This is a genomic window from Micromonospora sp. NPDC048999, assembly GCF_040649295.1.
Lineage (GTDB): Bacteria > Actinomycetota > Actinomycetes > Mycobacteriales > Micromonosporaceae > Micromonospora.
Genome location: NZ_JBEZFI010000001.1, coordinates 870,725 through 893,293 on the forward strand (window position 1 = coordinate 870,725; position 22,569 = coordinate 893,293).

Here is a 22,569-nt window from a genome sequence, read left to right on the forward strand (position 1 = left end):
TCGCCGATCTAAACCAGCGGTTCCGGACACGGCGCACTTTCGGTGCGATCGTGCTCATCGAAGGGGTATGAAGGGGCGCAGGAATTCGCGTACCCGGAAGGACCCTCTCGATGACCCTGGAACGACCGATCGCCCCGGACCCGTACGACCTGCTGCCGACGGTGCCGTCGTTCACGCTGATCAGTGACGACGTGCTCGACGGCGAGCCGATGGACCCGCGGTACGCGCACGGCAGCGTCGGCGGCGGCAACGTCTCCCCGCAGTTGTCCTGGTCCGGTTTCCCGGACGAGACCAGGGGCTTCGTGGTGACCTGCTTCGACCCGGATGCCCCGACCGGCAGCGGCTTCTGGCACTGGGTACTGGTGAACGTGCCCGCCCTCGTGACCGACCTGCCCGCCGGGGTGCGGGAGAGCGACCTCGGCAGCGCCTTCAGCATTCGCAATGACTACGGCGACACCGGCTACGGCGGGGCCGCTCCGCCGCCCGGCGACCGCCCGCACCGCTATCTTTTCGCGGTGCACGCGCTGGACGTGGATCGCCTCGACGTCGGCCCCGACGCCAGCCCGGCCTACGTCGGCTTCAACCTGGCGTTTCACACCCTGGCCCGCGCGGTTCTGCGTCCCACCTACCAGATCAAGGAATGACCGCAGCCCGACCCGTGCCATGATCGCGCACGAACGTGGATGTAGTGGCCTCTCCGTCGCGGGGAGGCCACTACATCCTGGAAATTGCGCGATCTTGCCCGAAACGTTCCTCGGTCCGACCCCGGTCAGCCGGGGACGCGGGCGACGGCGAAGACGGACTGGCCGAACGGGGGGCGCAGCCGCTGCTCGGCCGCCTTGGTGACGGGGAGGACCAGGCTGTCGTAGATCTTGACCATCGGGCCCTCCTTCGGCATCAGCCGGAAGACCTTGGTGGCCATGAAGTAGCCGATCAGGCCGAGCGCGTTGGCGTAGTGGATCTTTTCCACGGTGAGGCCGGCCTCGGTCATCGCGGCGGCGAGGCTCTTCTTCGTGTAGCGCCGGACGTGGCCGGTGGCGATGTCCGCCGGGCTCATCGCGAACTGGAACGCCGGCACGATGATGATCACCGCCCCGCCGGGCCGGACCAGGTCGCGCAGACTGCGCAGCGCGGCCACGTGGTCCTCGATGTGCTCCAGCACGTTGTACGACACGGCCGCGCTGTAGTCGCCGCGCTCGGAGTGCGGCAGCAGCATCTGCCGGACCTCGATGGTGGGGTGATCAGCCAGCCGCTCCTTGAGCCGGACCAGCCGGTCCGGGTCCGCCTCGGTGGCGGTGATCCGGGGGAGATGCTCCGACCACGCCAGCGCGTAGTCCCCCAGGCCGCTGCCGATCTCGATCGGGTTGTCACCGAGGTAGGGCACGGCCAGCTCGACGAACCACGTGCGGTGGTTGACCGCGGTCGCAAGGCCTTCGAGCACCTCCGACTGGATGCGCTGATCCCCAGTGATATCTGCCATTCGTCGATTCCTCACGATACGACCGACCCCCGCCTGGACCGACAGAGTCAACCATCCGGATGGATGGTGCGGGAATCGGGGCACCGGGGATGACCGAATTGTTCACGGTCCCCCTATTCTCTGACTACGCTCTGAATTGTCATGACTACCGCTAATTCGGGACGACCGGGACGCGGGAGGTGGGTCGACGCCGCCGCCGTGCTCAGTTTCGTGCTGCTCGCGCTCTGGGTGACCGCTCGGTTCTGGCTGCACCCCGACCATGGTGTACGGGACAACCGGTCCGATCAGGCGCAGTTCCAGTGGATGATGGCGCACGGTGCGCGAGTGGTGACCGATTTCGCCTATCCGTTCGCCTCGAACCGAATGAATGTGCCGGATGGCGTCAATTTGATGGCAAATACCTCGGTATTATCCATTTCCCTGCCAATGACGCCGGTCACCCTGCTGTTCGGGCCGCGTACCGCTTTTCTGGTCTTTCTCACCGCCGGAATGATTGCCACCGGCGTGGCCTGGTATTTCCTGCTCTCCCGGGTGGTGATCCGCAGTCGGGGACCGGCCTGGCTCGGGGCCGGCTTCTGCGCCTTCGCCCCGGCGATGGTTTCGCACGCCAACGCGCACCCCAACATCGTCAGCCAGTTCGTGGTGCCCCTGATCGCTTGGCGGACGCTGCGTCTGGCCGAGCCGGGACGCTGGCTGCGTAACGGTGTGCTCCTCGGCCTGGTGATCGTCTGGCAGGCCTTCCTCAACCTGGAGATCCTGCTGATGGCGGCGATCGGGCTCGGCGTGGTGGTGCTCGCCCTCGCCATCGGCCGGCCGGAACTGCGCCGGGCGGCCCGGCCCTTCGGCGCCGGGCTCGGGGTGGCCGTCGTCGTCGCCGGGGCGCTGCTGGCGTACCCGCTTCACGTCCAGCTCGCCGGGCCCGGCGCCTACCAGGGGTTGTCCCGGCTGATCCGGGGCTACCGCACCGACCTGGCGTCGTTCGTCGGGTGGTCCCGCGAGTCGATCGCCGGCGACGCCCGCACCAACGCCCACCTCGTCAAGAACCCCACCGAGGAGAACGCCTTCTTCGGCTGGCCGCTCGCCGTGCTGGTGGTCGCGCTGGTCTGGTGGCTGCGCCGCAACGTCGTCGTTCTCGGTCTGGCCGCGGTCGGTGTCGTCTTCGCCCTCTTCTCGCTCGGCCGGGAGATCCGGTTCGACGGGCGGGACACCGGCATCCCGGGCCCGTGGGCCGCGCTGGAAAAACTGCCGCTCCTGCACTCGGTGGTGCCCACCCGCTGGTCGCTGGCGCTCACCCCGATCGTCGGCATCCTGCTCGCGCTCGGCGCGGACCACACCCGGAGGCTGGTCCGGCGCCATCCCGCAGCCCGCCGGCAGATCCGGTTCGCCACCGCCACCGTGCTGACCATGGCGCTGCTGCCGCTGCTGCCCACGCCGCTGCCCTCGGTACGCCTCGACCCGACACCCACGTTCGTCACCTCCGGCGCCTGGCGGCCGTACGTGGCCGGCGGGCACAGCGTGGTCACCCTGCCGCTGCCGGACACCGACTACGCCGACCCGCTGCGCTGGGCCGCCGAGACCCGGCTGGGCATGCCGCTGGCCCGGGGCTATTTCCTCTACCCGGACACCCGGCCGGGCGCCGGCCGGGTGGCGCTGTTCACCGCCCCGCCCCGCCCCACCAGCAGCCTCTTCACCAAAATCCGGCGTACGAACGAAGTGCCGCCGATTACCCCGCAGGATCAGGGGGCCGCGGTGGACGACCTGCGCTACTGGCGGGCCGGGGCGGTGATCCTCGACCCCCGGCTACGGCAGGCCGACGCGTTGCGCCAGGGGATGACCGAGCTGACCGGCGTCGAGCCGGTGTCCGTCGGCGGGGTGTGGCTCTGGGACGTCCGTCCGCTGGTCGGCTGAGCGCCGGGCCGGCCGTCCCGGAGGCGGCGGGCCCGGGCGCCGGCCCGCAGGTCAGGAGGGGCGGACGCAGCAGCCCTGGCAGATCTTCGGCTGCGGCAGGGTGAAGGCCAGGCAGCAGGTACGCCGCTGCACGGTCGGCTCGCCGGCCGGGCCGGGCACCAGCTCCACCAGGTCGCCGAGGTCGAGCGCGTCGAGCAGCGTGCCGATGCTCTCCGTCGCGGAGCCGGGCAGCGCGTCCGAGGCGCGCAGGATGCCGTGCGCGATGCCGGAGGCGACCGAGCCCAGCAGCGTACGCGTGCCGATCCGGATCTCGGCCTGGATCGTGGCGATCAGCGGGGCGAGATGGGCGTCGAGCAGTGCGGCGCGTAGCTCGTCGAGCAGCGCGGCCTCGCCGGCGACCACCCGTACGCCCGGCGCGCCGGCCAGCGCCAGCGGGTCGTCGGGCAGCACCGCGACCGTGGTCGAGTCGCGCAGGCCCAGGGTGAGCAACTGGTGGTGGTCCTCGAAGTGGATCAGCACGTCGGCCGGGTCGAGCAGCGGCACCCGCCGGGCCGAGGCCCAGCCGAGCACCACCGGCAGCGCGGTCCAGTAGCTGTACGACTTCCAGGCCAGCGCGGCGCAGGCGTGCGGGGTGCCGCCCCAGCGCCGGGCTGCGCCGTGCAGGAACGCGGGCAGCAGCGTCCCGTCGATCAGCCGGGTCGCCGGTGACCAGCGGGCCTCGTCGCCGCCGGCGACCAGCAGGCCGGGCGCGAGCCCGGGCAGGTCGTCGGTGCCGAACATGGCGCGCAGGGCCGCGGTCACCGGGGCGAGTGGCGTGGCGGTGTCCCGCCTCGGCAGCACCGCTGTCACCCGAACCGTCCCCCGTCTGGTCGTCCCGCCGGTCGACGCCCGCCGCCGGCTTGCAAACTAAGGCCAGCCTAACCACAGTTCCGGCCCGTAGGGGAGTCGTGTGGAAAGCAGTGGGGAGGTCTCGGTCACTCCACCGGCCGTCGCCGCGTGTCGCGGACTACCCGACGGGAGGGGCGGGAAACGCCGCCGGTCGTTCGGTGGGCCGCGTCAGCATCGACGTGCGCCGCTGAATTGTCAAGGTGAATGTCGAATACGAGGCAGTTTCCGTACACGATCGGCCACCGAACGTGAAAATGAGCTTCCCGCGTACGAGGAAGCCGATGACGACCTCACCCATCGAGCGTGCCGCCGACTCCTTCGCCGCCGAACTCGCCCGGCACCGGACCGGACGAGGCCTGTCCAAGAAGCAACTGGCCACCCTGATGGGCTTCGACCCGTCGTACGTCAGCCACGTCGAGGGGCGCCGGCACCGGCCCACCGAGGATTTCGCCCGCCGGGCCGAGGCCGTCCTGGAGGCCAGCGGCGCGATCTGGCAGCGCTTCCGGGAGTACGACGAGCTGCGGCACAGCCGCTCCGCCGGGACCCACCGGGAGTCGTCCGTCCCCAGCCAGTGGCTGCCTCCCGGCACCGGCCTGGTCGTAGAGCGGGAAAGCGCCACCCTCACCCACACCGACCACGGCTACCGCTGCACGATCCGGCGCGAGCTCTACAACGCCGGCACCGAGCCGATCACCCGCTACCTGGTCCGGGTCGCCGTCGACCGCTACCCCAACGACCCCGGCCGCTCCAACCGGCACCACCGCGAACACCCGCTCACCTTCGCCGAGCTGCAGTTGACGGCGTATCGGGACGACGGCGGCGTGCGCGAGCCGATGCACTGGCGGGCCAAGCACGACCGGGACGCGTTCAAGGAGATCTGGCTGCTCTTCGAGAACGACGAGGGGAGCTTCCCGCTCTACCCCGGCGACCGGGTCACCATCGAGTACGCGTACCGGGCCGGGCAGGACAAGTGGGGCCCGTGGTTCCAGCGCGCCGTACGCCTGCCCACCCGGCATCTCGCCGTCCGGCTCGACCTGCCCACGGAGCTCGACCCGAAGGTGTGGGGGGTGGAGACCTCCCTCTCCGCGGAGGAGGGCCCGCTGCGTACCCCGATCCAGCGGCGCGACGAGGGCGGCCGGACGCTCTTCGACTGGGCCACCGACGACCCACCGCTGAACGCCCGCTACCGGATGCTGTGGCGGTTCCGCAACCAACCCTCGGGCACCGAGCCCGACGGCTCGCACCGCCCGGTACGCGCCAGCGACCGGATGCGCGCCATCGGCATCGTGCAGCGCGGCGACGACCTGCTCCGACAGCCCGCCCGCCAGTTCAACCTGCCCCGTGAGGAAGGGGTCGCCCGGGACGTCGTCGACCGGCTCTCCGTGATCCTGGCGCGCCTCGACGAACTGCACCCGTTCAGCAAGGGTGTCGGCATCGCCGCCCCGCAGCTCGGGCTCGGCTGGGCCGTCGCCCTGGTCCGCCCCGCCGACCGGGCCGCCGAGCCGGTCGTCCTGCTCAACCCCCGCGTGGTCGACAGCGCGTCCGACACGGACGAGCAGTACGAGGGCTGCCTCTCCTTCTTCGACCACCGCGGGCTGGTGCCCCGCTCGCTGCGCATCGACGTGGAGCATGCCCACTGGGACGGCAGCCGCGTCATCACATCCTTCGAATACGCGATGGCCCGGCTGGTCGCCCACGAGATCGACCACCTGGCGGGGCGGCTCTACCTGGACCGGATGGCACCCGGCGTGCCGCTGGTGCCGGTCGAGGAATACCGGGAGACCGGCACCCCGTGGCGCTACTGACCCGACCGGGATTCCGGTGCGCGGGCCGGTTGCCGGCCCGGCCCGCACACCGGTGTACGGGGGGCCGGGTCGCGTGCCCCAGGGGGCGGAGGCACGCGACCCGGCTCGGGGGGAGGAAGGTCTACAGGTTGCCGAAGGTGTCGTACCGGATGTGGTCCGGCGGGACGTCGTCGGCGGCCAGCACGCGCAGGGTGGCCCGCACCATCGGCGCCGAACCGGAGACGTAGCAGTCGTGCGTCGTCCACGGGCCGTACCGGGTGACCACCTCGGAGATGTCGCCCAGCTCGCCGTCGAAATCCGGGTCCTCGCTGCACGCCGGGGTCACCGACAGCCACGGGTAGGCGGCCACCAGCTCCTCCAGGCCCGGCAGGCCGTACAGCTCCTCCGGGTGGCGGGCGCCGTAGAAGACGTGCACCCAGCGGGTCCGGTTGACCCGGGTCAGCTCCTCCACCAGCGCCTTGATCGGGGCCAGCCCGACCCCACCGGCCACGCAGAGAATGTCCCGGCCGGAGGAGCGGTCCAACGTCATCGACCCCATCGGCGCGGCCACCCGCAGCAGGTCCCCCGGTTTCGTGCGGCGGACCAGCGCCCCGGACAGCCAGCCCGCCGCCCCGGCCGGCGTACGCACGTGGAACTCCAGCACGTTCTCGTCGTTCGGGGCGTTCGCCACCGAGTACGTCCGCCAGACCCGTGGGTGGTAGCGGGGCGCCTCGATGCTGACGTACTGGCCGGCCTGCCAACGCAGCGGGTGCTGGAGAGCGCGTACCGTCAGCACGGCGGTGTCCGAGCCGTACCGCTCGTGGGTGAGCACCTCGGCGTGCCAGAACGGCGGGTCGCCGTCGGCCGCGGCCCCGGCGAGCATCCGCTCGCAGATGCTCGCGTACGCCTCCCGCCACGCCTGGTCGTACTCCAGGTTCCAGCCGTCCCCGGCGGTGCTGCGCAGCGCGTCCATCAGCGCGACGCCCATCGTCCGGTAGTGCGCGGCGTCGACGTGGTACTTCCGGTGGTCCCGGCCCAGCGCGCGCAGGTACTCGTCGAAGCTCTCCGGGTCGCCCACCGTCTGAGTGGCGGTGACGATCGCCTCCAGGATCCGGTCGCCCTGCCCGCTCATCTGCACCGGGAAGAGGTGGCGCAGCTCCGGGTCGAGGAGGAACAGCCGGGCGTAGAAGTGACCGCTCAGCCGTTCCCGCTGCTCCTCGACGAGAGTCCAGCTCTCCTTCAGCAGCCGCGCGAAGTTCTCCACGGAGGACGCTCCTTCCCCTGACGGCGGATCGGGCCAACACAGAATCTCCACGGACCGTGCTCGCCGGTCGCACAGAATGTGCGATCGGCTCATTTGGCTTCCCGGGGCGGCTCATCTTCGTCATGCCCTCACGGCCCTCGCTGCGCTCGGTGCGATCGGTCATGACAGGTGCCGAGCGGCCCTCGGGTGCGGCACAGTGGTCCGGTGACGGTTGACGAGCTCGCCCGCCCGGTGTCCCGCCGGATCCTGGGCACCGAGACGCTGCTGGTTCTCGGTCTCTCCCTCGGGCAGTCGGCGGTGTACGCGCTGGTCTCGCTGGTCGCCAAGCTGACTGCCACAGGTGGGCTCGCGAAGCAGACCGCCGCGTTGAACACCTCCGCGTCGGCCCGGCCGTACCTCGACCTGACCTACCAGCTCCTCGGCATCTTCTTCGCGGTGCTGCCGGTGCTGCTCGCCGTACACCTGCTGGCGCGCGACCCCGGCGACCCGGCGCGGACCCTCGGGGTGGATCTGACCCGGCCCGGGTCGGACCTGGTCCGGGGCGCGGGCCTGGCGGCGCTGATCGGCCTGCCCGGGCTGGCGCTGGTCTGGGCGGCGGCGCACCTCGGCCTCAACGCCACCCTGGTGCCGGCGGCCCTGCCGGACCTGTGGTGGACGGTGCCGGTGCTGATCCTCGCCGCCGCGCAGAACGCCGTGCTGGAGGAGGTGATCGTGGTCGGCTACCTGATGACCCGGCTACGGCAGCTCAGCTGGCGGCTCGGCGCGGTGATCGCCGCCAGTGCCGTGCTGCGCGGCTCCTATCACCTCTACCAGGGCTTCGGTGCCTTCCTCGGCAACGCGGTGATGGGCGTCGTGTTCAGCCCGTTCTTCCTGCGGACCCGCCGGGTGGCCCCGCTGATCGTCGCCCACACCCTGCTCGACGTGGTCGCCTTCGTCGGCTACGCACTGCTGCCGAAGTCCTGGTTCGGCTGGCTCTGACCGGCCCGCATGTCGCCCGCCGGCGACGCGGGTCAGCACGGCCGGAGCGGTCAGCGCGGTCGGGGCGGTCGGTAGAAGGCGACGGCGCGGGCGGCCAACCGCTCGGCCGCAGCCGAGCCGCCGGCTGCGGCGGCGAGCACCGCCACGCCCGGCAACAGCCGCGACGCTAGCCGAAGCCTCAGCCAGCCACCGGCCTGAGCGGCCAGCGGCATCGTCAACCGCCAGGCCGCCTCGGCCGCCCGGGGCCGCGGCCCGCCCACCGGCACGCCCGCCGACGGGACCGCCTCGACCGCCACGCGGGAGCTGCCGAGATCCGGATGCACCCGGGTCAGCAGCAGCAGCTCGGCCACCCGGTCCGGGTGCCCGGGATCCCGGTCGTAGACCGCCGCCAGGTGCAGCACCAGGCTGGCCTGCGTCCACAGCACCGCCGCCAGCTCCGCCACCGGCGCGAGGACGCCGGCACCCGCCGCGACCGCGCCACCCGTACCGGCCCGCCGGACGAATCGTCGGGTCGCCAGCCGGGCCAGCCCGTCGGCGTCCGCGTCCGGGTAGGCCCCCCGGGTCCGCGCGACCCAGCCCTCGGCTACCGGTCCGAGCGTGTCCACCGCGGCGAGGGCCAGCAGCTCCGGCGCGAAACCCGGGTGGTCGAGCAGCCGCGCGGCCACCGGCCGCCATCCTGCCCCCGGATTACGCCCCGACTCCGGACCGGCGGCGACGGCCCTCTTCTTCGTCGAGGCGGTGTCGTCCTCGCTCGGCGGCTGCTCCTGCATATCGATGGAGCCTAGTCCCGAGTGTGACGCCGCACACGGGGGGAGGCGCTCGGGATGCCCCTCGCCGGAAGTCGCTTTGCCCTGAGCGGGGGCGGCCCTGTATCCTCGGGCGCGGTGGTCTCCGGGCCACCAGGGAGACTTCGCCTAGTCTGGTCTATGGCGCCGCACTGCTAATGCGGTTGGGGTTTTAAAGCCCCTCCCGGGTTCGAATCCCGGAGTCTCCGCGCGAAAACCAGGTGTGTAGACTGGTCGAGCACCAAGCGCCCGTAGCTCAACGGATAGAGCATCTGACTACGGATCAGAAGGTTAGGGGTTCGAGTCCCTTCGGGCGCACAGACAGCCCCCTAGCAGGCCTAAGGTCAGCTAGGGGGCTTCTTTCTGTCTGGCCACGGGGCGTCCGAACCTTGCTCTCGTCCGCCGGCAGCCTGCCCTGTCGATGCCAGCTGGGCGTTTCGCAGCAGCTCCTGGTCGTTCTCCGCGATCCGCCGCATCGCCCAGCGCAGCACGGGAGGTGCCATTAGCGAGGTGACGACGGCGACGGCGACCACGATGGTGTACGTCGCGACGCTCAGCACGCCCAGCCGTAGGCCGACCGACGCGATGATGACCTCGACCACGCCGCGGGCGTTCATACCGGCGCCGAGCGCCAGGGCCTCCCATTGGTTCAACCGGCAGAGCCGGGCCCCCACGTACGCCCCGGCGAACTTGCCCGCGACGGCGAGCATGAGGATCGCGGCCGCCGCGACGGCGACGTCCGCCCGACGTAGCGCGGTCAGGTCCATGCGCAGGCCGGCGGTGGCCATGAAGATCGGTGCGAGGATCGACAGGACGACCGTGCGCATCGGTGCCAGTTTCGCCTGGTCGATGGTCCCCGGCAGGCCGAGCAGGATGCCGACCACGAACGCTCCGAGCGTCGCCTCCATGCCGAGCGCCTGAGTGGTGGCCGCGCCCACCAGGACGAGGACGACCACGGCCGCCAGCGTGGGGCCGGCCTGCGGCGAGCGGGCCGCTCGGGTCAGGACGAAGCGCACCAGAACCCGGCCGGCCGTTGCGGCAAGCGCGAGGAACGCAACCAGGTACGCCGCGGACCGGGAGATCGCGCCGGCGCCCACACCGACGGTCGCGGCCGCCGACACGATCGACAGGAGCAGCCATCCCACCGCGTCGTCCACCGTGCCGGCGGCCAGGGTGAGCTGGCCGATGTCGCGGTGCAGCAGGCGCATGTCGGTCAGTGTCTTGGCGATCACCGGGATCGCCGACACACACATCGCCACACCGAGAAACAGGGCGAACACCCAGCGTTCGGTCGTGCCGGCGATCAACGAGGCCGGGACGACGGTGCCCGCTGCGACGCCGAGCGCCAACGGGATCAGCAGCCCGGAGAGACTGACGGTGATCGCGGCGGCCCGCCGGCGGTGCAGCATCGCAAGGTCCAGGTGCGTGCCGGTGATGGCCACGAGCAGGAGTACGCCCACCTGACCGACCGCGTCCAGCAGATGCATCTGCGTGGCCGTCGCCGGCAGGATCCGGCTGGTGAGGCCGGGGGCGAGTGCCCCGAGCAGCGACGGGCCGAGGATGACGCCGGTGAGCAGTTCACCGACGATGGCCGGCATTCCGATCCGCTCCGCGAGCCGGCCCAGGACCACGGCGGTGCCGAGGAGAAGCGCAAGGCCGAGGAGGAACGTCAGCGTCTGGTTGGCGGTCAGCGACGGCGGCGGCGTGGCAAGAGTGCGTCCTGCCATCGAGGGGCAGTCCTTCCAGCGGGCTGCAGACGTGACGACTCGCCACCGATTGTCTCGGTGCATCCCGAGGGAGTCCAGCCCCGATTCTGATTCCGTCGGGGGCGGGTTGGTGGCCCGGCTGCCACCTTTCCCAATGACAACCACTACTGTATCTAGTACAGTACTAGCCATGGTTGACAACGGACGAGGCGACGCCTCGCCGAGCGCCGATGTGCTCGCCGCCGACCTGCTGCGCGGGCACACGGACACGATCGTCCTCGCGGTGCTGCGCGGCGAGGACAGCTACGGCTTCGAGATCTTCAAGCGAATCCGGGACGCCACCGGCGGTCGGCACGAGATCAAGGAGGCGACCCTCTACGCGACGTACCGGCGGCTGATGAAGGACGGCCTGATCGAGGCGTACTGGGGTGACGAGAGCCAGGGTGGGCGGCGCAAGTATTACCGCATCACCGACGCCGGCCGTGCCGTCTACCGCCGCAACGTCGTGGCGTGGGTCGCCACCCGCGACATCATCGACTCGCTGCTCGACCTGGAGGAACGTAACGGCTCCCCCGAGCCGGCATCCGGAAGGCGGTCATCATGACCATCCCCAACGACATCGTGGGCGGCCACGGCATCCACGTGCACCGCCTGCTCGACGAGGCGTTCGCCGGCATCGAGATGACCCAGGAGCGGCAGGATCTCAAGGAGGAGATTCGGGCCAACCTGGTCGCCCGCGTCGCCGAACTGGAGGCCACCGGGGTCGCCCCCCAGGCGGCCGCCCGGCAGGCGGTCGAGGACCTGGGGGACGTACGCGGGATCCTCGACGGCACCACGCCGGAGCCCGAGGAGGCCGCCGCCCCCGACTGGCTGGCCCACCGGGTACGACCGAATCCGGTGTTCCTGGTTCGCGCGGTTGTGCTGTCGGCGCTGGCCACGGCCGGGTTGATCGTCCTCGTCCTGGCCGCCACGCTGCTGGACGTCCCGCTCAGCGGCCAGGTCGCCGCCGTTGCCGCCGTCGCGCTGGCGGCCGGCGCGGTCACCGCCGACGCACTACGCCAGGAGACGACCAGTAACCATCCGATGCCGACCGGCCGGGCGTTCGGATACGGCCTCGGTGTGGTGCTGGCCTCGGCCGGCCTCGGTGCCGGCTGGCTCTACCTGCACGAGCGCAACGCACCCTGGCTTGTCGGTGGTGCGCTCACGGTCGTCGCGTCGGCCGCGCTGTTCACCTATCTCGGCGCCACCCAGACCAACCGGCACAAGGAGTGGGTGGTGCGGTTGCAGGCGACCCACGCCTATGTGGGGGACCGTTTCACCAAGGATCCGGTCGCCGCGGCGCGCTTCGGCATGTACGCCGGAACGACCTGGCTGCTGGTCCTCGCCACGTTCGTGATGCTGACGCTGACGGTCGGCTGGGCCTGGTCCTGGCTCGCAGTGGTCGCCGGGCTCGTGGCCACGATGCTCATGCTCGCCCGGATGTTGTTCTCCCCGAACCCCTGACCCGAATGCCGTGGCGTGGAACGGTCGAGAGCAGCGCTTCGCGGAGGAGTTCGACGGCCGGCGGGATCTCCGGGTCGCTGATGTTGCCGTACCCGATGACGAGCGCGCGCCCGGCCGAGCGCTGCGTGCGGTAGTCGTCGAGGTCCGCCAGACGCAGCCCGGCGGCGGCCGCGGCCTGGACCGCCGCGCGGGTGTCGACGGTGTTTGGCAGGTGCAGCAAGATGTGCAGCCCGGCGGCGGTACCGCCGACCTGGCCCTGCGGCACCCGGGCGCCCAGCGTCCGGACCAGCAGGTCGCGGCGGGCGCGGAACCGTCGCCGGGCCGCCCGCAGGTGGGCGTCGTACCAGCCGCGGTCGATGAAGGTGGCGAGCGCGAGCTGGTCCAGCACCGGTGGCGCGGCGGTGACGGGGTTCGCCGCCCGGAGCGCCGAGGAAATCACGGCCGGTGCGACCAGCCAGCCCAGACCGAGGGCCGGCGACAGCGTCTTGCTGACCGAGCCGAGGAGGAAAACTCGGCCCGGGTCCATGCCCTGCATGACGGCGACCGGGTGGTGGTCGTAGCGGCACTCGGCGTCGTAGTCGTCCTCGATGACGAAGCCGTCGGCGTCGCGGGCCCAGCGCACGAGCCGGGCCCGGCGGGCCGGGGACAGCACCGTTCCGGTGGGAAACTGGTGCGCCGCGCCGACGACGGCGGCCCGGGCGGGCGTACCCGCCAGGTCGTCGACCCGGAGACCCTCCTCGTCCACGGACACCGGGTGGACGCGCAGGCCGGCGCTCGTCGCGGCGTCGTGCAGCCGTCGCCAGCCCGGCTCTTCGACGGCGAGGTCGGTGATCCCCTCGGCGCGCAGCGCCCGGCAGGTACGGACCAGACCGTCGGTGATGCCGGCGCACACGGTGACGGACCCGGCGTGGGCGTCCGCGCCACGCGAGCGCCGCAGGTACTGCGCGACCGTGGTACGCAGCACCGGGTGCCCGGTCGGGTCGGGCAGGCCGAGGTCGTAGTGGACGGCGGAGCCGATGACCGCCCGGACGGCCTCCGCCCAGCGGCGACGCGGAAAGGCCCGCAGGTCGGGCAGGCCGGGCGCGAGGTCGTACCGGATCGGTGGCGCCGCCGGCGGGTGGGGCGCGCGGGGCCGGGGCGGGGCGCTGCTCGGCACCCAGGAGACGCGGGTGGCGGAACCCACCCGGGCGGAGAGGTAGCCCTCCGCGATGAGCTGCGCGTACGCCTCCGTCACGACCCACCGGGAGTAGCCGAGTTCCTCGGCGAGCGTTCGGCTCGGCGGTACGGCGGCCCCCTCCGACAACCGGCCGTCCCGGATCGCGGTGCGCAACGCGCGTGCCAGGCGTTCGTGCAGGCGGGACCGCCCACGCTTCGGCGGCTCGACCTCAAGCAGCGTCGCCCAGGCAAAATTGGTCTGCGAAATGGACATACGATTGGAGCGTACCGCCGATCCAAATCCGCATAGCGTGACGGGCATGATTGAGAACCTGGCACTTGGCGCCATGTTGTTCGGCACGCTGACGGACGAGCGCCGGTCGTTTGAGCTCCTGGATCGCTTCGTGGACGCCGGCGGCGTCTGGATCGACACCGCCAACTGCTACGCGTTCTGGGCCGACCCGAGCGGCTTCGGCGGGCAGAGCGAGGAGTTGCTCGGGCGCTGGCTGGCCCGCCGCCCGGGTGTCCGCGACCGCATCAGGATCAGCACCAAGGTGGGCTGCGAGCCGACCGTGGCCGGGCGGTTCCCGGAGACGGCCGAGGGCCTCTCGGCCGGAGTGATCAAGGGTGGGATCGAGGGCAGCCTCCGCCGGCTCGGCACCGACCACGTCGAGCTGTACTGGGCGCACAAGCCCGACCCGGCCACCCCGTTGGAAGAGACGGTCGCCGCCTTCGACGAGCTGGTGTCCGCGGCCACGGTGGGCTGCCTCGGCTGCTCCAACTACCCCGTCTGGCAGGTCGAGCGGGCCCGGCAGATCGCGCGGGCCGGCGGCGGCACCGGCTTCACCGCAGTGCAGCAGCACCACACGTACCTGCGACCGCGCCCCGGGACCCAACCCACGGTGGTGCACCGGTTCGGTGCGGTCACCGACGAGGTGCTGCACTACCTGGAGCACCACCCGGACATGGCGCTGTGGGCGTACACGCCGCTGCTGGGCGGCGGCTACACCCGCGCGGACAAGCCGCTGCACGCGGAGTACGACCACGCCGGCACCGTCCGCCGACTCGCGGTGCTCGACGAGATTGCCGCCGAGACCGGCACCAACCGCAACCGGGTGGTGCTGGCGTGGCTGACCGGCGGCAGCCCAGCAGCCACGCCGATCATCGGCGTCAGCACGGTCGAGCAGTTGGACGAGGCGGTCGCGGGGGTCTCGCTGGAGTTGACCGCCGAGCAGCGCGACCGGCTGAATTCCGCGATGTGACCCGGCGGCACATCGCGAGCGGCGCGGGGAAACGGGCGAGCGAAGGCGGCGGACCCTGGCCTACCATCGATATTTCCGCCGCTGAGCGGGCTACCTTCCACTGATAGGAATTCGTGGAATTGCTTACTCCTCTTACCCGGATCGCCACCAGGGTCGTCGCGGCGGCCCTCGTGCCGGCCATCTTGGCCAGCGGCGGCGCCCCGGCGGTCGCCGCGAGCAACACGCTCACCATCACCACCCTGGACCGGACGGGCAAGAAGGTCACCGTCAAGACGACCGTGGTCAACCTCGCCACCAACCAGAGCCGTTCGGTCAAGTCCGGTCAGGTCAAGAAGCTGCCGAAGGGCACGTACGCGGTGCTCGCCTCGATCGACACCGGCCTGGTGTCCACGCTGGGGGCAAGCGTCGTCAAGGTCTCCGGCGCGGCCAAGACCACCCTGGACGCGCGCAAGGGCCGCCGGATCTCGCTGGGCATCAGTCCGGCCCCGGCCGGCGCCGAGCTTATGACACAGACCACCGCCCAGGTCTGCACCGCCCGCACTGGGGCGGTGGAGCGGGTCGAGGCCTTCGACCTCGGCGACGGTGAGCTGTACGTGATTCCGAGCTCGTCGAAGAAGGTGGCCTTCGCGGCGATGCGGATCTGGACCAACCGCACCGCCGACAGCGATCGCCACGCGGTCATGTATTCCACCACCACCGGCATCCCGAGCTCGCCGTCGCGGACCTTCGCCCAGTCCTCACTCGCCACGGTGAACGTGGAGACCCGGAGCGGCCCGTCCGCGTCCACCAGCAGCGGGCTCAGGGTGCAGCCGATCGACCGTCCCTGCGGCGACCGCATGTGGGGCGGTCTGCTCGACATCGATCGGCCGTACCGAACGAAGGTATTCCTGTCACCGGGCAAGTGGGACATCTATACCAACAGTTGGGCGGAAACCAAGTCCGGTTCCAGCTGGATTATCGGCAACCTCTCCGCGCCGCGCCAGGTTGCTGCGGGTAAGTCGTACAACCTGCGGTTCATCCAAAGCGCGTGGGGCCCGGCGGCGGAGTTGCCGGTGCTGCTCAATGGCCGGCTCTCCTACCCGCTGAACCAGATGTTCGCCGATCACAACTTCACGCAGTGGAACGTCGAGGCCGGTGACGAGGCGACGGGGACCTTGACCTTCCGTGGCAAGACGGTCAAGACGCTCAAGGAACGGGGCCGAGAGCCCGGGGAAAAGTCCCTCAACTACAAGGTGAAGGCATCCGGCTGGTACACCCTCACCAACACGGCGCGCCGGTACTACCCGGAGATCACCTTCCCGGCCGGCATGCTGTCGCCGAGGACCAGCATCACGTTCCGGTTCAAGGCGAAGCCGAACACCTCGGTGGCGGCGCCCGTCTACGCCGTCACCATGCAGCCGGCCGGCTTGAACCTTTACAACCAGGCGAAGCCGGGCAGCATCACCAACGTTCCGCTGAAGCCGAGCCGGCCCAAGGCCGATCCCCGCATCAAGCTGGGCAAGAATCCGAAGGTGAAGGCGGTCACCGCCAAGGCCTCGTTCGACGACGGGCGGACGTGGCGGTCGGTGCAGGTCAAGAAGATCAACGGTACGTGGACCGCCCTGGTCGGCAACCCGCAGTCCGGTGCGGTCTCACTGCGGGTGCGGGTCACCGACACCACCGGCGGCTACACCGACGTGACGATCATCCGGGCGTACGGGATCGCCTGAAACACTCGCACGGATGAGCGTGCCTCGGTGACCCGGGCGACCGGTCGCCGAGGCACGCCCGTCTGGCTCGAACCCTCAGGAGAATCATTTGCGGTCGTATCGACTTCTCACCACCGCATCCCTGGCCACCCTGTTCGTGGCCCTGTCCGGCTCTGCCGTAGTCGCCGCGCCCGCGCCGAACACTGCGGCGGCCGCCAAGGCCGACAGCGCCACCGTCACGACTGCTGGCGGTCCGCAGAAGGCGGTCCGGCTCGCCAACGGCGAGCGACTGGAGCTGATGAGCGACGACACCCGCTCGGGCTCCCTGTTCCGCGTTCTCCCGGCCGACAACGCCGACCGGGCCGGGCGCTACGCGTACGCGTCGGTCGGCGGGACGCTGCGGGTGCAGCCCGAGGGCCACTCGGCCCAGGCGATGAAGCTGACGACCGGCGCTCGCGTCGCGGCAGCGGCTACGGCCAATACCTACCCGGTGAAGCTCACCATCGCCAGCGCGGTCGCGGTCAACTCCAAGATGCTCTACCTCTGGGACCGCCAAACCTGGGCCTCCTACCTGGTCAAGGACGAGGAGTTCACCCCGAACGGCAGCGTGCAGCTTCCTGCGGGCGACTTCTTCGCCGTCGCGCTCTACAGCCGGCCGGGCGCCGGCAGCTATCTGCTCACCCGGACCTTCCAGGTCACCAATGCCGGAACAACGGTCCGGTTCGAGGAGAGCGCGGCCAGGGAGACGCGAATCGCGGTCGACGAGGCCACCGCGCGGCGCCAGAACTCAGCGGTGTGGATCTCCGTGCCGAGCGGCGGGCTGGCCGGCTTTGCCGGCGGCGGTGCCGAGAAGGTCTACGTGACGCCCTTCTCCCTCGCCGGAGTCTCGCTGCGACTCCACGAGCTGCTGATCAAGCAGGGTGCGTCCGAGTATGTGCCGAGCCCCTATCGGTACGACCTCTACCACAGCTTCGACAACACCGTCCCGGCCAACCCGGTTGCACAGGTGGCCACGGCCGGGCTGGCCCGGACGGTCACCTCGTTCCGAGGGCAGGCCAGAAATACCAACGGTTGGCTGATGACGGTGCCGGCCACCGGCGACTGGACCGGTGTCTACCTTCCGTCTCCGGTGGCGATTCCGGGCAACATCACCGAGTACGTGACGCCCAACCGATCCTTCCAGCGGCTGCTCTCGTACCGATACCTGGCACACGACCTGACCTTGAAGAATCGGGCGCTGCCAGCGGGCACGGCCGCCGGCGAGACGATCGGAGCCGCGCCGTTCGCTCCTCGCCCGTCCGATGCCGCCACCTCCGGCCGGGACAACGCGACGATGTGGATCTACGAGTACCCGTCGCTGAGCGATGCCGCCGGCAACCTGGGGCTCGACAACGATGCCAAGGTTTCCGTCACCCTCAAATCCGGGTGGGATACCTACGCCTCGGCCACCGGTCTGTCGCCGTATCAGCCGGTGTCAGCGACGGTGCCGACAGCGGCGGCGGTCTACCAGTTGGATCACACCGTCACCCGTGCCGGATCCTGGTCCCGGCTCTCCACGGAGGTTCGAAGTGAGTGGCGCTTCCTCTCCGCCGCGATCCCCTACCAGAGCCGGCTTCCCCTGGTCGACGTCGACTTCGCCGTGGCGGGGCTGGACGCCCAGAACACGGCCGGAGCCGCACCGGTGCGTATCGACGCGACGGCCACCTCGCGTCGCTGGGACGCGATCCCGACGCTGACCGGGTTGGAGTACTCGACCGACGACGGCGCGACCTGGCTGGCGCTGCCCGTCTCCGGATCGGAGGACCGGGCATCGGTCGAGCTGACGCTGCCCTCCACCGTCGCCTTCGTCTCGTTGCGCGCCACGGCGGTCGACGACTTCGGCGGCAGCCTCCGGCGTACGGTCATCCGGGCCTTCGCCGGCCCGGCGTCCCAGTCTGACGAGACGGTCGGCGGCACCAAGGTCTCCAACGTGGTGGTCAACGGTGGCAGCCCCCTCGTCCTGACCCCGTCCGGCGCGCGCCAGTTCAACGCCAAGTTCACCGCCACCGACCCCTCCGGCATCGCCGACGGCGATGTCTACCTCTACCGCGGTTCCTACCGCAACCCGGATCGGGTGCTGGTCAGCGGATCGCCCGCAGTCTGCACCCGCGTCTCCGCGACCACCGCGACCTGCCAGGCGACCTTCCGCGTCGATCCGAGGCTCAGCCTGGGCAAGAACGCGCTGGCGGGGGTGTGGCAGGTCGCCGTCCGCGCACACGGCAAGGACGAGAAGAGCTTCACCGACCGGCACGCGGTGGCCAGCATCTCGGTGCGGCACCACGCCAAGCTGACGACCAGCGCCACACCGAAGTCGGTCCGCAAGGGCAAGACCATCACCGTCAAGGGCGCGCTCACCCAGGCGAACTGGGAGAACGGCGCCTACAGCGGCTACGGCGGCCAGTTGGTCACGCTGCAGTTCCGCAAGGCCGGCAGCAAGAAGTACGTCACCTTGAAAAAGGTGCGTCTCGACAAGTACGGCAAGGTGTCGGTGAAGGTGAAGGGCTCCGCGAGCGGATATTTCCGCCTCGTCTTCGCGGGCACCTCGACGACCGCGGCGGTCACCAGCAGCTCCGCGTACGTCAAGGTCAAGAAGTAAGTCGCCGCCCTTGCTGACCGGCGTCGGCGGGCTGGGTGCGTGGGCACCCAGCCCGCCGGCCGTCAGATGAGCCCCTCGGTGAGGTTGTTCGGGGTGCCGAAGCGGTGGGCCGTGATGCTGACGGCCTGCTCGCGCAGGAACGGCAGGAGTTCGATCCGCCCGGACTCGGTCACGGGCTGGTGATAGACCGCGAGGTCGGGGCGGCCCCCGGTGGCCTTGGCCAGTTCTCCCAGGTCACCGCCGATGAGCCGGATTCGTTCCGCGGGGGCGTGCTTGAGCGAGCGGAACCATTCGCCGTCGCTCTCGTGCGCGAACTGAACCCCCAGCTCCGCCAAGACCCGCTCAAGGGCCGACGGAATCGGGTCGGCGCAGGAGACCCGGAGCTTCGCCCCGGCAACGACGCCGGCGGCGATGACGCGAATGAGCGAGCTGAGCGGCTCACCGGACGAGTGGCGGACCTGCGCAGCCGCCGGGAGGTACCGGAACAGGTTGCGCTCCACCTCGAGGCCGGTCACGTCCTTGACCTGGCCGAACTCCGTCGCCCACGCCTCCGCGTCACTGCCGAGCGCGCGCTTCAGCGAGGCGAGAGCGGTCGACGCCTGGCCCAACTCCTGAGCTGCCTCGACCAGCCGGCGCGCCGCCTCCCCGTACGCGTGGGAGCTGGTGCTGGTCGCCGGCTGCCAGTCGGCGAGGCCGATCAGGTAGTTCGGGCCGCCCGCCTTGGTGCCGGCGCCGACGGCCGACTTCTTCCAGCCTCCGAAGGGCTGGCGCCGGACGATGGCGCCGGTGATGCCGCGGTTCACGTAGAGGTTCCCGGCCTGGACCCGGTCGAGCCACCCGCCGATCTCCGCCGGGTCGAGGGAGTGCAGCCCGGCGGTGAGCCCGTAGTCGACCGCGTTCTGGAGCTCGATCGCCTCCTCCAGGCTGCCGGCCGTCAGCACGCCGAGCACCGGCCCGAAGTATTCGGTCAGGTGGAACTCCGAGCCCGGCTTGACGCCGGTCTTCACCCCGGGGCTCCAGAGCCTGCCCGTCTCGTCGAGGCGTCGCGGTTCGACGAGCCACCGCTCGCCGTCCTGGAGGACGGTGAGGGCACGGTGCAGCTTGCCGCCGGCGGGCTCGATGAGGGGGCCCAGCTGGCTGGTGGCGTCGGCCGGGTAGCCGACCGTGAGCGAGGTGACCGCGTCGACGAGCTGGTCGGTGAACCGGCGTGATCTGGCCACCGACCCGACGAGGATGACCAGGGAAGCCGCCGAGCACTTCTGCCCCGCGTGCCCGAACGCCGACTGGACGACATCCTTCACCGCCAGGTCCAGGTCGGCACTCGGCGTCACGATGATGGCGTTCTTCCCGCTGGTCTCGGCGAGGAGCGGCAGGTCCGGGCGGAAGGACCGGAACAGCTCGGCGGTCTCGTAGGCGCCGGTGAGGATCAGCCGGTCGACGCGGGGGTCGGCGACGAGTCGCTGCCCGAGGAGGGACTCTTCGAGCTGGACGAGCTGCAGGACGTCCCGCGGAACCCCGGCCTGCCAGAGCGCCTCCACCATCGCCGCCCCGCACCGGCGCGCCTGGCCGGCCGGCTTGACGATGACCGAGGAACCGGCAGCCAGGGCGGCGATCGTGGAACCGGCCGGGATCGCGACCGGGAAGTTCCATGGTGGGGTCACGACGGTGAGGCGGACCGGGGTGAACCGGGCGCCGTCGATGGCGTCCAACTCCTCGGCGCAGGTGGCGTAGAAGTTGGCGAAGTCGATGGCCTCGGACACCTCGGGGTCGGACTGGTCGAGGGTCTTGCCGCACTCCGCGGCCATCACCTCCATGAGCTCGGCTCGGCGCCGCTCCAGTTCGACGGCGGCCCGGCGCAGCACATCGGCGCGTTCACGGCCGGTCCGAGCGGACCAGCTCGTTGAGGCGGCCACCGCGGAGCCGATCACCGCATCGAGCTGCTCGGCCGATTCGAGGGTGGTCGCCCGGACCAGGTCGAGGCCGACCTCGGAGGTCGGCACCCGGTCGAGGATGGCGCGGCCCCACGCCCGGTTTCCGGGCAGGGCGGGGTCGGTGTCCGGGGCGTTGTGGAACTCCGTCATCAGGGAGTCCGCCGGTGCGACCCGACGGTCCTGCTGCCGGTTGGGGGCCGGCACCGCGTCGTCGAGGGCTTCGAGTGAGGCGATGAACCGGGCGCGTTCGCGGTCGAAGAGGGTCTGGTTGCTGGACAGCTCGAAGACGGCGGACATGAAGTTGTCCGAGCTGGCACCCTCTTCGAGCCGGCGAATCAGGTACGCGATGGCGACGTCGAACTCACGCGGGTGGACGACGGGGGTGTAGAGCAGCAGCCCGCCCACGGTCTTCCTGACCGCCTCGGCCTGCCCCTGCGCCATCCCGAGCAGCATCTCGAACTCGACCCCGCGACGGACGCCCCGGCGTCCCGCCAGGATCCAGGCGAACGCCACGTCGAACAGGTTGTGTCCCGCGACGCCGATCCGCACGTTCTCGATCCGGTCCGGGTGCAGCGCGTAGTCGAGGACCCGCTTGTAGTTGGTGTCGGAGTCCTGCTTGCTGCCCCAGGTGGCCAGCGGCCAGTCGTGCAGCGCCGCCTCCACGCGCTCCATCGGCAGGTTCGCGCCCTTCACCAGGCGTACCTTGATCGCGGCTCCGCCGTCGGATCGCCGCCGGGCCGCCCACTCCTGCAGTTCGATCATGGCGGCGAGCGCGTCCGGAAGGTACGCCTGGAGGACGATCCCGGCTTCGAGACCGCGGAACTCCGGCCGATCGAGGATCCGGGTGAAGACGGCCTTGGTCAGCTCGAGGTCGCGGTACTCCTCCATGTCGAGGTTGATGAACTTCGGCTTTCTCGCGTTCGCGGCGAGCCGGTAGAGCGGGGTCAGCCGCTCCACGATGTGCGCCACCGACTCCTCGAAGGCCCAGGCGGAGTGGGGGCCGATGACCGAGGAGACCTTGATGGAGACGTAGTCGACGTCGTCCCGCGCGAGGAGGCGCTTGGTGCCCTCGAGACGGCGGTTGGCCTCACGCTCGCCGAGGACGGCCTCCCCGAGCAGGTTGATGTTCAGCCGGACGCCGTCCCTCCGCAGCCGGGTGATGGCGCTCCCGAGCCTGGCGTCCGTCGCGTCGACGACGAGGTGGCCGACCATGGCCCGCAGGGCGCGACGTACGACGGGGATGACGAGTTGCGGCAGGACCCGCCCGGCCTGGGCGCCGACCCGTACGCCGGTGCGCAGGTGCCGGGGGAGGAAGGACGGCACGTCCTGGGCGAGGGAGGCGAACACCTGCGCGGCCACCCGTTGGTCCTCCGGGCGGATGACGCCGTCGATGAAGCCGACGGTGAACGGAAGTCCCTTGGGGTCACGCAGGAGGCCGGCAAGACGCTCGGCGGACGCGTCGGCAGGTTGCCCGGCGGCCGTGGCGAGCCAATCCTCGACCTGCCGTTCGACGTCGGGCACCAGGGCCAGGAGCTCGGACCGGTCCGAAGCGGGGCTGACGGCAGGCGTCATGGCAGGGACCTTTCGGTTGGGTGGGCGTGC

16 protein-coding genes and 2 tRNA genes are annotated in these 22,569 nt (G+C 70.9%); 11 read left to right on the forward strand and 7 right to left on the reverse strand.

All coding sequences use genetic code 11. The annotated features are described in order from the left end of the window. The first annotated feature begins 110 nt into the window (after positions 1-110). The gene (locus tag AB0C02_RS04220) at positions 111-644 is read left to right on the forward strand and encodes a YbhB/YbcL family Raf kinase inhibitor-like protein (RefSeq protein WP_357540899.1); all 534 of its coding nucleotides are present in this window, start codon (positions 111-113) and stop codon (positions 642-644) included. A 125-nt stretch (positions 645-769) separates the two neighbouring features. Here AB0C02_RS04220 and AB0C02_RS04225 read toward each other — a convergent pair whose 3' ends face one another. Continuing rightward, positions 770-1,480, reverse strand: a complete 711-nt coding sequence (locus tag AB0C02_RS04225; protein ID WP_357540901.1) for a class I SAM-dependent methyltransferase — start codon at positions 1,478-1,480, stop codon at positions 770-772. Positions 1,481-1,621: 141 nt separating this feature from the next. Between AB0C02_RS04225 and AB0C02_RS04230 the strand changes: the two genes are divergently transcribed. Then, positions 1,622-3,388 (forward strand): hypothetical protein, encoded by a 1,767-nt coding sequence (locus AB0C02_RS04230; protein WP_357540903.1) that lies wholly within the window; start codon positions 1,622-1,624, stop codon positions 3,386-3,388. Between the two features lie 51 nt (positions 3,389-3,439). Here AB0C02_RS04230 and AB0C02_RS04235 read toward each other — a convergent pair whose 3' ends face one another. Then, the gene (locus AB0C02_RS04235) at positions 3,440-4,225 is read right to left on the reverse strand and encodes an IucA/IucC family C-terminal-domain containing protein (RefSeq protein WP_357541041.1); all 786 of its coding nucleotides are present in this window, start codon (positions 4,223-4,225) and stop codon (positions 3,440-3,442) included. A 332-nt stretch (positions 4,226-4,557) separates the two neighbouring features. Here AB0C02_RS04235 and AB0C02_RS04240 point away from each other — a divergent pair, with 332 nt between their 5' ends. Beyond that, complete coding sequence (locus tag AB0C02_RS04240) at positions 4,558-6,081, forward strand: peptide deformylase (protein WP_357540905.1); 1,524 nt, start codon at positions 4,558-4,560, stop codon at positions 6,079-6,081. Positions 6,082-6,202: 121 nt separating this feature from the next. Here AB0C02_RS04240 and AB0C02_RS04245 read toward each other — a convergent pair whose 3' ends face one another. Next, positions 6,203-7,324: a globin domain-containing protein gene (locus AB0C02_RS04245; RefSeq protein WP_357540907.1), complete on the reverse strand. Its 1,122-nt coding sequence runs from the start codon at positions 7,322-7,324 to the stop codon at positions 6,203-6,205. 204 nt (positions 7,325-7,528) lie between these two features. Here AB0C02_RS04245 and AB0C02_RS04250 point away from each other — a divergent pair, with 204 nt between their 5' ends. Continuing rightward, positions 7,529-8,302, forward strand: coding sequence for a CPBP family intramembrane glutamic endopeptidase (locus AB0C02_RS04250; RefSeq protein ID WP_357540909.1), 774 nt, complete (start codon positions 7,529-7,531; stop codon positions 8,300-8,302). Between the two features lie 50 nt (positions 8,303-8,352). Here the strand turns inward: AB0C02_RS04250 and AB0C02_RS04255 are convergent, their stop codons facing one another. Continuing rightward, the gene (locus AB0C02_RS04255) at positions 8,353-9,072 is read right to left on the reverse strand and encodes a hypothetical protein (protein WP_357540911.1); all 720 of its coding nucleotides are present in this window, start codon (positions 9,070-9,072) and stop codon (positions 8,353-8,355) included. A 133-nt stretch (positions 9,073-9,205) separates the two neighbouring features. Here AB0C02_RS04255 and AB0C02_RS04260 point away from each other — a divergent pair. Together AB0C02_RS04260 and AB0C02_RS04265 are read left to right on the forward strand one after the other, a co-directional pair. Then, a tRNA-Ser gene (locus AB0C02_RS04260) sits at positions 9,206-9,296 on the forward strand. 36 nt (positions 9,297-9,332) lie between these two features. Next, positions 9,333-9,405 (forward strand) — tRNA-Arg (locus AB0C02_RS04265). 26 nt (positions 9,406-9,431) lie between these two features. On the opposite strand, the gene AB0C02_RS04270 is transcribed toward AB0C02_RS04265, so the two are convergent. Beyond that, positions 9,432-10,814 carry a cation:proton antiporter gene (locus AB0C02_RS04270; protein ID WP_357540913.1) on the reverse strand — a complete coding sequence of 461 codons (1,383 nt, stop codon included), beginning with the start codon at positions 10,812-10,814 and terminating at the stop codon, positions 9,432-9,434. A 169-nt stretch (positions 10,815-10,983) separates the two neighbouring features. On the opposite strand from AB0C02_RS04270, the gene AB0C02_RS04275 reads away from it, so the two are divergent. Next, entirely contained in the window at positions 10,984-11,397 is a 414-nt protein-coding gene (locus tag AB0C02_RS04275; protein ID WP_357540915.1) for a PadR family transcriptional regulator, read from the forward strand. Further along, positions 11,394-12,296, forward strand: coding sequence for a permease prefix domain 1-containing protein (locus AB0C02_RS04280; protein WP_357540917.1), 903 nt, complete (start codon positions 11,394-11,396; stop codon positions 12,294-12,296). Before AB0C02_RS04275 ends, AB0C02_RS04280 begins: the two co-directional genes overlap by 4 nt. On the opposite strand, the gene AB0C02_RS04285 is transcribed toward AB0C02_RS04280, so the two are convergent. Beyond that, on the reverse strand, positions 12,259-13,725 hold the full coding sequence (locus tag AB0C02_RS04285) for a PLP-dependent aminotransferase family protein (protein ID WP_357540919.1): 1,467 nt from the start codon (positions 13,723-13,725) through the stop codon (positions 12,259-12,261). The two genes, AB0C02_RS04280 and AB0C02_RS04285, sit on opposite strands and share 38 nt — an antisense overlap. A 46-nt stretch (positions 13,726-13,771) precedes the next feature. On the opposite strand from AB0C02_RS04285, the gene AB0C02_RS04290 reads away from it, so the two are divergent. From AB0C02_RS04290 to AB0C02_RS04300, 3 genes are all read left to right on the forward strand, one after another. Beyond that, entirely contained in the window at positions 13,772-14,713 is a 942-nt protein-coding gene (locus AB0C02_RS04290) for an aldo/keto reductase (RefSeq protein ID WP_357540921.1), read from the forward strand. A 119-nt stretch (positions 14,714-14,832) separates the two neighbouring features. After that, complete coding sequence (locus AB0C02_RS04295) at positions 14,833-16,422, forward strand: hypothetical protein (RefSeq protein ID WP_357540923.1); 1,590 nt, start codon at positions 14,833-14,835, stop codon at positions 16,420-16,422. Between the two features lie 88 nt (positions 16,423-16,510). Further along, a complete protein-coding gene (locus AB0C02_RS04300; RefSeq protein ID WP_357540925.1) occupies positions 16,511-19,036 on the forward strand; it encodes a hypothetical protein in 2,526 nt (841 codons plus the stop codon). A 62-nt stretch (positions 19,037-19,098) separates the two neighbouring features. Here the strand turns inward: AB0C02_RS04300 and AB0C02_RS04305 are convergent, their stop codons facing one another. Further along, a complete protein-coding gene (locus tag AB0C02_RS04305; RefSeq protein ID WP_357540927.1) occupies positions 19,099-22,539 on the reverse strand; it encodes a bifunctional proline dehydrogenase/L-glutamate gamma-semialdehyde dehydrogenase in 3,441 nt (1,146 codons plus the stop codon). Positions 22,540-22,569: the final 30 nt, after the last annotated feature.

What these genes read in the sequence shown, in the direction of transcription:
- AB0C02_RS04220 (WP_357540899.1), top strand. Translation starts at nt 111, where the DNA reads ATGACCCTGGAACGACCGATCGCCCCGGACCCGTACGACCTGCTGCCG.
- AB0C02_RS04225 (WP_357540901.1), bottom strand. Translation starts at nt 1,480, where the DNA reads ATGGCAGATATCACTGGGGATCAGCGCATCCAGTCGGAGGTGCTCGAA.
- AB0C02_RS04230 (WP_357540903.1), top strand. Translation starts at nt 1,622, where the DNA reads ATGACTACCGCTAATTCGGGACGACCGGGACGCGGGAGGTGGGTCGAC.
- AB0C02_RS04240 (WP_357540905.1), top strand. Translation starts at nt 4,558, where the DNA reads ATGACGACCTCACCCATCGAGCGTGCCGCCGACTCCTTCGCCGCCGAA.
- AB0C02_RS04255 (WP_357540911.1), bottom strand. Translation starts at nt 9,072, where the DNA reads ATGCAGGAGCAGCCGCCGAGCGAGGACGACACCGCCTCGACGAAGAAG.
- AB0C02_RS04270 (WP_357540913.1), bottom strand. Translation starts at nt 10,814, where the DNA reads ATGGCAGGACGCACTCTTGCCACGCCGCCGCCGTCGCTGACCGCCAAC.
- AB0C02_RS04275 (WP_357540915.1), top strand. Translation starts at nt 10,984, where the DNA reads ATGGTTGACAACGGACGAGGCGACGCCTCGCCGAGCGCCGATGTGCTC.
- AB0C02_RS04280 (WP_357540917.1), top strand. Translation starts at nt 11,394, where the DNA reads ATGACCATCCCCAACGACATCGTGGGCGGCCACGGCATCCACGTGCAC.
- AB0C02_RS04285 (WP_357540919.1), bottom strand. Translation starts at nt 13,725, where the DNA reads ATGTCCATTTCGCAGACCAATTTTGCCTGGGCGACGCTGCTTGAGGTC.
- AB0C02_RS04290 (WP_357540921.1), top strand. Translation starts at nt 13,772, where the DNA reads ATGATTGAGAACCTGGCACTTGGCGCCATGTTGTTCGGCACGCTGACG.
- AB0C02_RS04305 (WP_357540927.1), bottom strand. Translation starts at nt 22,539, where the DNA reads ATGACGCCTGCCGTCAGCCCCGCTTCGGACCGGTCCGAGCTCCTGGCC.